Annotated in this window: 11 protein-coding genes; 9 read left to right on the top strand and 2 right to left on the bottom strand. The window is 63.4% G+C overall.

Annotation, left to right across the window (positions count from 1 at the left end):
- The first annotated feature begins 171 nt into the window (after nt 1-171).
- The 3 genes from ABJF10_RS01000 (at nt 172) to ABJF10_RS00990 (ending at nt 2,410) form a co-directional block, all read left to right on the top strand.
- Nucleotides 172-1,029 carry an inorganic phosphate transporter gene (locus tag ABJF10_RS01000; protein ID WP_348542641.1) on the top strand — a complete coding sequence of 286 codons (858 nt, stop codon included), beginning with the start codon at nt 172-174 and terminating at the stop codon, nt 1,027-1,029.
- A gap of 94 nt (nt 1,030-1,123) precedes the next feature.
- Nucleotides 1,124-1,666: a thioredoxin fold domain-containing protein gene (locus ABJF10_RS00995; protein ID WP_348542640.1), complete on the top strand. Its 543-nt coding sequence runs from the start codon at nt 1,124-1,126 to the stop codon at nt 1,664-1,666.
- A 417-nt stretch (nt 1,667-2,083) separates the two neighbouring features.
- Nucleotides 2,084-2,410 carry a hypothetical protein gene (locus ABJF10_RS00990; protein WP_348542639.1) on the top strand — a complete coding sequence of 109 codons (327 nt, stop codon included), beginning with the start codon at nt 2,084-2,086 and terminating at the stop codon, nt 2,408-2,410.
- 15 nt (nt 2,411-2,425) lie between these two features.
- Here the strand turns inward: ABJF10_RS00990 and ABJF10_RS00985 are convergent, their stop codons facing one another.
- Nucleotides 2,426-3,142 carry a spermidine synthase gene (locus ABJF10_RS00985; RefSeq protein ID WP_348542638.1) on the bottom strand — a complete coding sequence of 239 codons (717 nt, stop codon included), beginning with the start codon at nt 3,140-3,142 and terminating at the stop codon, nt 2,426-2,428.
- A 72-nt stretch (nt 3,143-3,214) separates the two neighbouring features.
- On the opposite strand from ABJF10_RS00985, the gene ABJF10_RS00980 reads away from it, so the two are divergent.
- The 3 genes from ABJF10_RS00980 to ABJF10_RS00970 are packed head-to-tail and all read left to right on the top strand — an operon-like array spanning nt 3,215 to nt 7,980.
- Complete coding sequence (locus ABJF10_RS00980) at nt 3,215-3,751, top strand: sigma-70 family RNA polymerase sigma factor (protein WP_348542637.1); 537 nt, start codon at nt 3,215-3,217, stop codon at nt 3,749-3,751.
- Nucleotides 3,752-5,329: a LamG-like jellyroll fold domain-containing protein gene (locus ABJF10_RS00975; protein ID WP_348542636.1), complete on the top strand. Its 1,578-nt coding sequence runs from the start codon at nt 3,752-3,754 to the stop codon at nt 5,327-5,329.
- Complete coding sequence (locus tag ABJF10_RS00970) at nt 5,326-7,980, top strand: discoidin domain-containing protein (RefSeq protein WP_348542635.1); 2,655 nt, start codon at nt 5,326-5,328, stop codon at nt 7,978-7,980. Before ABJF10_RS00975 ends, ABJF10_RS00970 begins: the two co-directional genes overlap by 4 nt.
- An 8-nt stretch (nt 7,981-7,988) precedes the next feature.
- Here ABJF10_RS00970 and ABJF10_RS00965 read toward each other — a convergent pair whose 3' ends face one another.
- Nucleotides 7,989-9,158, bottom strand: coding sequence for a sialidase family protein (locus ABJF10_RS00965; protein ID WP_348542634.1), 1,170 nt, complete (start codon nt 9,156-9,158; stop codon nt 7,989-7,991).
- Nucleotides 9,159-9,294: 136 nt separating this feature from the next.
- Here ABJF10_RS00965 and ABJF10_RS00960 point away from each other — a divergent pair, with 136 nt between their 5' ends.
- The 3 genes from ABJF10_RS00960 to ABJF10_RS00950 all read left to right on the top strand — a co-directional run.
- Nucleotides 9,295-9,870, top strand: a complete 576-nt coding sequence (locus tag ABJF10_RS00960; protein WP_348542633.1) for a MarR family transcriptional regulator — start codon at nt 9,295-9,297, stop codon at nt 9,868-9,870.
- Nucleotides 9,867-11,096, top strand: coding sequence for an alpha/beta hydrolase fold domain-containing protein (locus ABJF10_RS00955; RefSeq protein ID WP_348542632.1), 1,230 nt, complete (start codon nt 9,867-9,869; stop codon nt 11,094-11,096). The genes ABJF10_RS00960 and ABJF10_RS00955 overlap by 4 nt, the downstream gene beginning before the upstream one ends.
- Before the next feature lie 118 nt (nt 11,097-11,214).
- Nucleotides 11,215-12,498, top strand: a 1,284-nt coding sequence (locus tag ABJF10_RS00950) for an SGNH/GDSL hydrolase family protein (protein ID WP_348542631.1), incomplete at its 3' end; no start/stop codon positions are given.

Raw genomic sequence — 12,498 nt, 5'->3', positions numbered from 1 at the left:
TATTTCTCCCCGCCGCATTCAAGAAAAATGTGGCTTTTAAGCTGAGTTCGCCGAGGTCTGGGGCGTGGGCTCCCTTTGGCCGGGAGCGGCTGTGTGACAATGGTTTCCGCCTGGCCGCGCTTCACATGATTATTACAATCGTGGCGTCGCCAGCCGGTCGGCCGCTCGGGTGTGAGTTTCTTCCACGGCTCGAATGACGGCCAGAAGGGTATGGGGCTCATCGTGCTGATTCTCGTCGGCATTCTGCCCGGCCCCAATGCGCTGAACATGGCGCATTCCCCGGAGCGCATTCACGCCATCGTCGCGGAGGCGCAGGCGGCGCGCGGGATTTTCGAAAAGCAGGCCGGCGACGCGAAGATCGAGGAAGCGAAAACGACCGAAGAACTGAGCGCCTATCTCAAGGCCTCCGGCAAATTGCGTCCGGAGACTTATGCAGCGCTGGTGACGAAGAGCCAGGCCATCGAGACCCGGTTGGGGGCGATCAAGACCTTCACGGATCTTCCCGAAGGCGACCGCCGCGGCGTGCGCACGGACATGTATCTCGTCGGCACGACCATTGGGAAAATGGAGAAGGTCAGGGACTACGCGGATTCGGCAGAGGGGAAGATCACTGTGCCCTTTCGCAAAGACCTCGAGACCGTGACCAAATACATCCCCGATTGGGTGAAGGTGGCGGTGGCGATCGCGCTCGGCCTGGGCATCACTGTGGGCTGGAAGCGCATCGTGGTGACTGTCGGCGAGAAAATCGGCAAATCGCACCTCACGTATGCGCAGGGCGCTTGCGCGGAAGTCGTGGCGATGATCACGATCGCGCTGGCGGATACGAAGGGCTGGCCGGTGAGCACCACACACGTGCTTTCCTCTGGCATCGCTGGCACCATGGCGGCCAACAAATCCGGCCTCCAGGCGCAGACCCTGCGCAACATCCTGCTCGCCTGGGTGCTCACCCTCCCGGTCTGCATCTTCCTCGGTTCGCTGCTCTTCGCCTTCGGCAACTACGTCGCGCTGAATGTGCTCGGCGTGAAGTAGGCCGGGGCCGTTTTGCGGGGCTTGGTGTTGGCGGAAAAAGGTTGCGTTTCGGGCGTAAAAAGACGTACGCCGTATCCATTCATTCCCGCCTCCCATGAACACGAAATCACTCCTCTCTCTCGCGGTTATCGCCTGCGCTCTGCCATCGTTTGCCCGGGCGGAAGTGCCCAAGGGTTGGACCGACAACTACGCCCAGGCGGTGGAGACCGCCAAGGCGGAGAAAAAGTATGTGCTCCTCGATTTCACCGGCTCCGACTGGTGCGGCTTCTGCAAGATCCTCGACAAGGAGGTTTTCAGCACACCGCACTTCCAGTCGTGGGCGAAAAAGAATGTGGTGCTCGTGCAGGTGGATTTTCCACATCAGACCCAGCTCAGTCCGGAAGTGAAAACGCAAAACGACGGGCTGATGTCCAAGTATCCGGCCAAGGGATTCCCGACGATTCTCGTCCTGGATACGAACGGCAAGGAGCTGGCTCGCGAGAGTGGATACCATCCGGGCACCGGGGCGCCTGTCTATGTGCGCACTTTGGAGACGGCGCTGAAAAAGTTCGGTCCACTGCCGGGTGGAAACACCGCCAACGTGGGTGCCGTGGCCGTCCCGTCGATTTTCAAGACGACGCCCCGCCCGGCCAACTGAAGATCAGCTTTGCCGGGCCCATCCCCCGGCGAGGCTGGCGAGGGCGGGAGCGAGCTTCATCTTGCCGGACGATTTTCCGCAATGGAGCCAATAGAGCCAATGGAGGCAGGCACATTCTTCCGCGAGTTATGCTTTCATAGGGCCATGTGCACGCATCCGCCCCAACCTTATCGCGCCAGCGCCTTGATCGCCGAAAACAGACCGTGCGCGAATGGCGTGAGTGGCGCTGCCACTTCAAGCCTTGGCCGGCACTGCTCCCAGTTCTCCCACTCCTCCTCCCACCTCGATCCCACCTCCGATCCCACCCGCTTTTACAGAGATAATCCCACCCGATCCCACCGAATCCCACTGAAACAAAACCAGGCCTCCATTTCCCCGTCGCCAATAGCCCCTCGGCGTTCCCTGGCATGCACCCCGATGACCCGCCTCTTGCTTCCTTCCCTCGCTGTCGCTCTCGCTGGTCTGGTGTCCGCCTGCGCACCGATCAACGTCATGGGGCGCAGCGTGCCCGACAGCGAATACATTGCGCTTTACGACCGGGGCATCGCCCGGGAAAAGCGCGGCTTGAAGCCCGACGACGCGCACGACGAACACGGAAGGCCGCCGTCCTGGGACGAGTATTGGTGCGGTATCGGGGGCACCGGTCCCGTGCCACCCACCATGCAAAGCCGCCGCCTCAAGCGTTACATCATCACCCATCGCCGCGCGTTGGGTCTGCCGGAACTGTCCGGTGCGCGGGATTGAACCGGCGAGTCCCTTTTATAAACGGGCCACGTAAACCGTGCTCTCGGACTCGCAGTCGAGGACGGGGTTGGCGAATTTGACGACATGCGCCTCGGCCGTCGTAAAAGTGGCCTGGAGCACATGGAGGAAATAGTCGTCGGGCGGGTCGTCGGACCACAGCGCAAAGACGCCGCCGGGCAGCAAGTGCGCCGTGAGAGCGCGCAGGCCGGCTTTCGAATAGAAGGCGCCGTTGCGCTCGTGGAGCAGATTGTCCGGCGAGTGATCGATATCGAGCAGGATGGCGTGGAAACGCCGGCCGGGGGAGGCGGGGTCGAAACCGTCCGCGGACGCGGCGAGAGCGAAAAAATCCGCCAGCACGAAGCGGCAGCGCGGATCGCCGGAGAGAGTCGGGCCCAGCGGTACCAGGCCATTCTGGTGCCATCCGATCACGGGTTGGAGGGCATCGACGACGATCATTTCCCGCACCGTGGGATGCTTCAATGCCGCCACCGCGGTATAGCCGAGCCCGAGTCCTCCCACGACCACATCCCACGACCCTGGATCCAGCGTCGCCAGCCCGAGATCGGCGAGCGCGACCTCCACGACGTGGAAGAGGCTCGACATGAGAAAGGCGTCGCCAAGGATCACTTCATAGACTTCGAGATCGTCCAGTCCCCGCATGCGCCGGCGGCGCAGCGTGAGATCGCCCAACGCGGTTTTTTGGAAATCCAGTTCGGCGAAGTCTTTGCTCATGGTCCACAGTAGGCTGCTGGGCGAATATACTGCTAAGGTTTTCGCCTTTTCTCGCATTACTCGCGCCGTTTCATGTCCTCCTCCGACCAGTCTTCCGACCAGCAGGTCGCCCTCGTGCAGATGCTCTTTGTGCAGCACACGGCGGCGTTGCGCGGCTTTGTGCATGCGCTCATGCCGGATTTTGGGCGGGCGGATGACATTGTCCAGGAGACCTTCCTCACGGTCACGAAGAAGGCGGGCGACTTCGAGCCGGGGACGAATTTCCTCGGCTGGGTGTGCAGCATCGCGCGTTTCAAGGTGATGGAGGCGGGACGCAGGGCGCAGCGCTCGACGACGCTTTCACCCGACATCATCGAATCGCTCTGTGCCTGCGAGCCGGAGCCCGAGGCGAGTGACGAGCGGTTGCGGCATCTCTCCGCCTGCTTGCAGAAGCTCGCGCCTCAAGCTCGCCAGGCGGTGGAAATGCGTTATCAGCAGGCGCACAAACCGGCGGAGATTGCCCGCCGATTGGGCTGGGGTGCCGAATCGGTTTACGTTGCGCTGTCGCGCGCCCGAGCGCTGCTGCGCGAGTGCGTGGCGCGCAAGCTCGCCGAGGAGGCGGTGCAATAAATGGACGCCGCGCGGCTCGATCGCCTGCTGGATCACTATCTCGATGAGGCCCTCGCGCCCGATGAGAAAACGGAACTCGAGCAGATGCTGCGGGCTTCGCCCCAAGCGCGGCTGACTTTTTGGGAGCATGCGCGCTTTCACGCGCTCTTGCGCGAATCTGGCGCGGAAGGCCGCGGACGCGAACTGGCCACGGAGCCGCAACGGCGCTGGTGGGATGTGCTCGCCGAGTTGATTGCGACGCTGCGACTGCAAGCCGGTTGGGTCGTGGCGGCGGTGGCGGTGCTGGTCGTGGCCGTGGGCATCTGGATCGCGTGGCAGCAGTTCGAGACGCGTGACCAGACCACCTCCGCAGTGGCCGTGCTCACCCAAGCGGTCGACGTGGAATGGGCGTCGGGCAACGATGCCCACACGGTCGGCGGGGCGCTTTCGCCGGGCTGGCTCCGGCTTAAGTCGGGCCTCGCCCAGATCGAGTTCAACGACGGGGCGCGCGTGATTCTCGAGGGTCCGGCGGAACTGGAGATCCGCTCGCGCACGGAAGCCTTCTGCCGCGCCGGTCGCCTCAGCGCTCAGGTGCCGGCCGCAGCGCATGGTTTCAAGATCGCGTCGTCCCGCATGACGGTCGTCGACCTTGGCACGGCCTTCGGTTTTGAAACGCACGAGGGCACCGCCGAAGTGCATGTGTTCGAGGGCAAGGTCCGACTGATCGACGCCGCCGCCGCGCCGAAGCGCGAGTTGCTCGCCGGCCAGGCGCTCGGGGTGGACGCCGGTGGCATCTGGCGTGAATTCGCCGCGACGGCTGCGCTCTTTCCCAACGCCGATGCCCTGGAGCAAAAGGCCGCGTCGTCCTGGCAGCGGCGTGCGGCCGAGTGGAAGCAGGCCTCCGGCGGCTTGCAGAGCGACGCCACGCTCATCCTCCACTACACGTTTGAAGGCGGCTCCGCCTTCGAGCGCCGTCTGCCGAATGTCGCCCGGGGAGAGCCCCGCGCGTCCGAGGGCGCCATCGTCGGCTGCCGCTGGGCCGAGGGCCGCTGGCCCGGCAAGGGCGCGCTGGAATTCAAGGGCGCCGGTGACCGGGTGCGCATTGAAATCCCGGGCGTTTTCGACGCCCTCACGCTCGCTGCCTGGGTGCGCGTGGACAGCCTCGATCACAATTTCAATTCCCTCCTCATGGCCGACTCCTTTGATCGCGGCGGCATGCACTGGCAGATCACCAAGGCGGGTGCCGTGAAACTCGGGATCAGCGGCGGCGGCGACTTCGATACGCCGGTCATCTTTCACCCCGAGCGCCTCGGGCAATGGGTGCATCTCGCCGTGGTCGTCGATCGTGCGGCGCATCGCGTGGCCCACTATGTGGATGGCCAGGAAGTGTATACGCACGCGCTCAAGATCGACCTGCCCCTCGGCTTCGGACGCGCCGAGGTCGGCAACTGGAATCCCGGGGCCCGACCCGACCGCACGCCCATCCGCACTTTCAATGGGCGCATGGATGAAATGCTTGTCTTCCGCCGGGCTCTTGGCGCACAGGAAGTGCGCGACCTCGCCCATAGCGCCCCCCGATCCTCACTCGCCCTCCAATGAAAAATATGACCGTCCGTTCCTCCATCCGGCTCGCCGCCCTCCTCCTGGCCGCATCGCTTCCCGCGCTGGCCGTCGAGCTCGTCCCCGTCCCGAAGCCGAACACCTTCCCCCCCGCGAAGCCGATCGAGCCGCGCACGCCCGCCGAGACGATCAAGGTCACCGAATTGCCGCCCGGCTATCATCTCGAGACCGTGCTCAGCGAACCGGACATCAAGGAACCGGTCGCCATCGCCTTCGACGGCGACGGCCGCATGTATGTCGCCGAGATGCGCACCTACATGCAGGATATCGATGGCACCACCGAGCACGAGCCCACGAGCCGCGTCTCCGTGCATTGGTCGTCGAAGCATGATGGCGTTTACGACCAGCACGCGGTCTTCGCCGACAAACTCCTGCTCCCGCGCATCCTGCTGCCGCTCGATAAAGGCCGCGTGCTCATCGGCGAGACGGATACCAACGACCTCTACATCTACACCGACACCAACGGCGACGGCGTTTCCGACAAAAAAGACCTCTTCTTCCAAGGCGGCCCGCGCGGCGGCAACATGGAGCACCAGCCGAGCGGCCCGGTATGGGCGCTCGATAACTGGCTCTACACCACTTACAATGCCTACCGCTTGCGCTGGTCGCCCGATGGCCAGGTGAAGAAGGAACCGACTGCGGCGAATGGCGGCCAGTGGGGCGTCTCGCAGGATGACTGGGGCAAGATCTGGTACGTGAACGCCGGCGGCGAAAAAGGCCCGGTGAATTTCCAGACCGGCATCGTCTACGGCGCTTTCAACACCAAGGACCAGTTCGAGACCGGGTTCGATGCGGTGTGGCCGGCTGTCGGGATCGCCGACGTGCAGGGCGGCGAAGGCCGCTACCGCGAAGAAAACGGCACACTCAATCACTTCACCGCCACCTGCGGCGGCGAGATCTATCGCGGCGACAAGCTGCCCGCCGAACTGCGCGGCGACTTGTTCTTCGGCGAGCCCGTGGGCCGTCTCGTGCGCCGGTCGAAGGTCACGGTGAAAGACGGCATCACGCTGTTGAGCAATCCCTACCCCCAGTCCGAATTCATCCGCTCCACCGATCCGCTCTTCCGCGCGGTCAATTTTAGCAACGCGCCCGACGGCACGCTCTACATCACCGATCTCTATCGCGGCATCATCCAGGAAGGCAACTGGGTGAAGGATGGCAGCTACCTCCGCAAGGCCGTGCAGCAGTACGGCCTCGACAAGCAAATCGGCCACGGTCGCGTCTACCGGCTCGTCTATGACGGCCTGAAGCCCGGCCCGCAGCCGGCCATGAACGGCGAGACCGCGGCCCAACTCGTCGCGCACCTCGAGCATCCGAACGGCTGGTGGCGCGACACCGCACAGCGTCTCCTCGTCCTCAAGCAGGACAAGTCCGTCGTCCCCGCGCTCATCACGATGGCCCAGACGAGCAAGAACCCGCTGGCCCGCCTGCACGCCCTGTGGACGCTGGAAGGCCTCGATTCGTTGACCCGCGAAATCGTCCGCGAAAAACTGAGCGATGAAGACCCGCACTTGCGCGCCGCGGCCCTGCGCGTGCTCGAGACACTCTATAAGGCCGGCGACACTTCCTTCGCCGCGGACGTGCAGAATGCGACGAAGGACAAGGACGGCGACGTCGTCCTCCAGGCGTTGCTCACCGCGAAGTTGCTCAACATCGGGGACTGGAAAAAGACCATCGCGGACACCGTAGCCGCGAGCAGTTACCGCGGCGTGAAGGAAATCGGCGACATGGTCCTGCACCCGCCCGTGCAAGTCGCGCCGCTGGCCATGAATGCCGACGAGCAAAAGCTCTACAAGACAGGCGAGGGGATCTTCCAGACGCTCTGCTCGGCCTGCCACGGGCTCGATGGCAAAGGCATGCCGATGGTCGGTGCCGCCCCCGGCGCCATGCTCGCCCCGGCGCTCGCCGGCTCGCGGACCGTGCTCGGGTGGCGCGAAGGCCCGATCCACATTCTCATGCAGGGCCTGAGCGGCGACATCGACGGCAAGAAGTACGAAGGCCAGATGATCTCCATGGCCACGAATGACGACGCCTGGATCGCCAGCGTGCTCAGCTACGTGCGCAATACCTTCGGCAACCGTGCGGGGTTCGTCACCCCGCAACAGGTCGCGCTCATCCGCGCGGCGACGAAAGACCGCGCCCAGCCGTGGACCATCGCCGAACTGCGCGCCACGCTCCCGCAGCCGGTCGACCGCAAGGACTGGAAACTTTCCGCCAGCGATAAACCCGCTGATGCCAAGCTGGCCATCGATGGCAAATACGACACGCGTTATACCACCGGCACACCGCAAAAGCCCGGCATGTGGTTCCAGATCGAGCTGTCGAAGGAGACGCAAATCTCCGGCCTGCAACTCGACAGCACCAAATCACCCAACGATTACCCGCGTGGCTACAAGGTGGAGATCTCGGGCGACGGCGAGAAATGGAAGCAAGTAGCGGCCGGCAAAGGCTCCGGCCCGGTGACCGACATCCAGTTTGCGCCCGCCAAGACGAAGTTCGTGCGCATCACCCAGACTGGCTCGGTCGGTGGCCTTTTTTGGTCCATCCATGAATTGCAAATCTTCGCCGCCAACGACACCGCCGCCGCTGCCGCGAAGCCAGCGGGCGCCGCCGGTCCCACCGGTCGCTGACCTCGAAGTTACTCCTCCTTCAACTTCCAGTGCGTGCTCAGCAAGCTCGTCTTCTCTCCCGCCTGACCGATTTGGTAATACACTGTCAGGATCGACCCATCATCGAGCTGCACCGAACTCGGATATCCTAAGTCCCCATTTAACGCCCCTCGCAGCGTGATCTCATTCTCCACGTCCCAAGTCTTCCCGCCGTCCTTGCTGAGACAGGCGTGCTCGCCGAACGGCTCCCGGCGCACCCCGTAGACCACCAGCAGCCAGTCGTTCCGCAGCCGGAGGAGATGCGGCGGATACCCATAGATGGGCGTCTTGTGTGTGACCGTCCATGTCTTCCCGCCATCGGTGCTCTCCGTTTGCCGCATGTAAGTTTGCGCATGATCCTTCGGCTCGGTGCGGATCATCGCCACAAGCTTCCCGTCCTTCATCTCCACCACGTGCGGCTCGTCCTGCATCCGCAGCCGCCAATCCGGATCCTTTTGGTCCTCCTCCGCTACCGGGATATCCGCCAGGTACTGCCAGCTCCGGCCATCATCGCGCGATTCCTCCACGCCCAACTTCAACACTTTCTCATGCGTGCTCAGTCCCACATAGAGCAACCGTCCATCCTGCAATTGAATCGGTCCATGCGGCGCCGACCCGATCGTCTTCACTGGTCGCTCCCACGATTTCCCGTCGTCGACGGAACGCCGCGTCCAGTTCCCCAAGTGCGCCACGATCGTCTCCGGGCTGATCTTGGCGATATGCCGCTGCCACGATGCCAAAAGCTCCGGCGGCAGATTCTGCCACTTCAATTTCTCCGGATACATGAACGCGGTCGATGTGAACCAACTGACCACCAACGCCCCGGATTTCGTCTGGATGATCCCCGCGTCGCGATCATCCAGCGGCGAATTATTGATCGTCTCCGGCTGGCTCCACGTCTTCCCGTTGTCGCGACTGCGCACCATTTGCGTCGTGCCCCATGGGCAAATGTGGGCATCGCGATCGCCGGAGAAAACGACCAGGAGTTCACCGTCCTTGGTCTTGGTAATCGTCGGCCAGCCGATGTAGCGCCCCGCCTCCTGGCAGACGGTGTCATTGGAAAGGATCGCGGCCACACCCTCTGCGGCGTGGATCACGTGAGGACCGTGCAAAAAAGTGAGACCAGCGAACGTGGAAAACAACCAGGGAGAGAGTTTCATGGATTTTGGGGAGAGGAGGACGGCATGGAGGACAATCCCGCAGCACGAGAGGTTTGCGGATGAAATCGATCGGCAACTGCATTTCAGTCACAAATTAAACTTGCGTTAAAATACTTCTGTAGCGAAATAAATGCCCATGGCCTCTTCCGCCGTGCGTTCCATCCCGCCTTCCCCCACGGCGCATCCGGCCCGTCGCGCGACTGCACTCGACGATCTGCCGCTTTACCTCCCGCGCGTTTACTACGCCTTCCTCGGTGTCGTGGAGCGCAAGCTCGAGGAGACGCACCTTTCGCGGTATTTGCAGCCGGGCATGGGGCATGTGCTGTTGCGTTTGTACGAGGGCGACAATTGCATCATTAAGGACATCAGCCACAGTACGCACATCGCCCACGCCACACTCACCGGCTTGTTGAAGCGCATGGAAAAAGGCGACCTGGTCTCGTGCCGGCGCTGTCCAGAAGATGGCCGCGCGGTGCGTGTGCAGCTCACGCCCTTGGGCCGCTCGCTCGAACCGCGCATCCGCGATTTTCACCGCCAGATCATCGCCATCGTTGAGCAGGGGATGTCGCCGGGTGAGGTGCACACGGCCAGGGACCTTTTGAACCGCATGCTGCATTCCCTCCGCGCGGCGGAAGAGGCGATGCGCCCCGCGGCCCGCAAGTCTTCGCGAACGGTGGCGCCTGCCCGCCGCAAACCCAACCCCAGAAAATGAAAATCCATCACCTCGTCATTGTGGCCTGCCTCACGGGCGGTCTCCTCCACTCCACCCCCGTGCGCGCGCAAGCGCCCGCTTCTGCCGGCGGGAAAACGCTCCGCGATCTCGCCTATGTCGAGGGCGGTTCCGAGCGCCAGAAGCTCGATCTCTACCTGCCGGATAAAGCCGCCGCCCCTCTGCCGCTTGTCATCTGGATTCACGGCGGCGGTTGGGCCGCGGGCGACAAGGCGGGCTGCCCCGCGCAACGCCTTACGGGCCAGGGCTACGCCGTGGCGAGCATCAACTACCGCCTCAGCGGCGACGCCCTCTTCCCCGCGCAGATCGAGGACTGCAAGGCCGCCATCCGCTGGCTGCGCGCTCATGCGAAGGATTACAACCTCGACCCCAATCGCTTCGGTGTGTGGGGCAGTTCGGCCGGGGGACATCTCGTCGCCCTGGTCGGCACCTCGGGCGACGTGAAGGAGTTCGACAAGGGCGCGCATCTCGATGTGTCGAGCCGCGTCCAGGCTGTCTGCGACTACTACGGCCCGACCGACCTGCTCCAGATGGATGCGCACGCACTTGCGGCGGCTCCGTTCAAGCATGACTCAGCCAATTCACCGGAATCAAAGCTCCTCGGTGGAGCGATCCAGGAGCACAAGGACAAGGCCGCGCGCGTGAACCCCATCACCTACGTTACTCCCGATGACCCAGCGTTTCTCATCGTGCACGGCGACCAGGATCCACTCGTACCGCATCACCAGAGCGAGTTGCTTTTCGACGCGCTGAAGAAAACCGGGGTTAGCGTGCATTTCCATACGATCCACGGCGCCGGGCATGGCAAGGGTTTCGCCGGCAAAAACATCGACGACATGGTGAGCGCGTTCTTTGACCAGAGCCTCAAGGAGAAATCCGCCACGCCCCGCAAGCCGGAAGCACTCACCACCGAGAGCACCGCTTCGGCTCTGGAGCCGAATCGCGCGGCGGCCGCGGGCACCCCTGCGCCAGCCGCCGCCCGGCGCGGCCCGCCGTGGGAGGCGATCCTCGCCCGCGACGACAAGAACCAGGACGGCAAAGTCAGCCGCGAGGAATTCAGCGGGCCGCCCGCGCTCTTCGACCGCCTGGATGCGAATCACGACGGCTTCATCACGCGTGACGAGCACGAGGCGTCTCAAGCCCAGGGCCACGGCCAGCTACCCGCCACGCCGGCGCCGGCCGCCACGCCCGCTCCAAAGGCAAACTGAGCCTCGCCCCCGAAAAATCTTCCGCTAAGGTTTGCGCCCCCCGTGCAATGTAGGCTTGTCACCTGCCCTACGTTCACGCCCCATAGTCTTCCCCAGTTTTCCCCATCGCGCCATCTCCATGAAAATCCGTTCCCTCATTCTCGCCCTTGTGCTCCCGTCCCTGGCCGCTCTGCAGGCAGCTCCGCTCGAACTTCATAAGGGCGATAACGTCGCCATCGTGGGCAGCGGTCTCGCCGACCGGCAGCAGCATCACGCCTGGCTCGAGACGCTGATCCACAAGTCCTATCCCGATCTCGAGTTGACCGTGCGCAATCTCGGCTTTGCCGCCGATGAGGTGAACGTGCATCCGCGCAGCGACGAAGTTCCCACGACGGACTACTTCCTCGGCATGAAGAAGGGGGATACGAATATGAAGGCGGTGAGCGTGCCCGATGGCTTTACCAATCAGGAACAGTACAAGCCGGGTGTCGATGTGATCTACAAGGCGGGGACGGATTTCAGCGCGAATGTGATCCTGGCGTATTGGGGCTTTAACGAATCCTTCAAGGGCGAGGCGGGGTTGGCGGATTTCAAGAAGGCACTCGACGCCTACTTGAAAAAGCTCCTCGCAGCGGACTACGGCAAGGGCCACCCGAAGGTCGTGCTGCTGTCGCCGATCGCGCACGAGAACGTCAAGGATCCGACGGATTACCCGGACGGCTCGGCCAATAACAAAAATCTGGCCCTGTATACCCAGGCCATGGCCGAGGTGGCCAAGGCGGATGACGTGCAGTTCGTCGATCTCTTCACTCCGTCGCAGCAGCTCTACGCGAAGGCGGCGCTTCCGCTCACGATCAATGGCATTCACCTGACCGAGGAAGGCGACAAACAACTCGCGCCCGTGCAATTCAAAGGCATCTTCGGCAAGGACGCGCCGTCGACGACCGACCCGACCCTGACGAAAATCCGCGAGGCGGTGTTGGAGAAGAACGAGCAGTGGCACCACCGCTATCGCACGGTGGATCAGTACAATATTTACGGCAGCCGCTCGCGCATCAAATACGCCGACCCGAACGATCCGAACAACGCTCCCGACAATGCCACGATCATGGGCGAGGAACTGGCGCAGCGCGACGTGAAGGTGGCGAACCGCGACAAGGCGGTGTGGGCCGCGGCGCAGGGCAAGACCTACGTGGTGAAGGACGACAATCTGCCGCCGGTAACTCGGGTGCCGTCGAACCGCATCGGGCCGATCCCGGTGCCCACCAAGGAAGCGGCGGCCGTGAACACCACCAACGCGAAGCCTTCGCCAAAAGCTCCGTTGCGTCCGTACATCGAGAAGGGCGAGGACACGCTGAAGTACATCAAGGTGCCCGAGGGTTGCAAAGTGGACTTCGTCGCGTCGGAGAAGGAATTCCCCGAG

This window comes from Chthoniobacter sp. (assembly GCF_040003245.1).
Lineage (GTDB): Bacteria > Verrucomicrobiota > Verrucomicrobiia > Chthoniobacterales > Chthoniobacteraceae > Chthoniobacter.
This window is presented reverse-complemented; position numbering and strand designations above follow the sequence as displayed.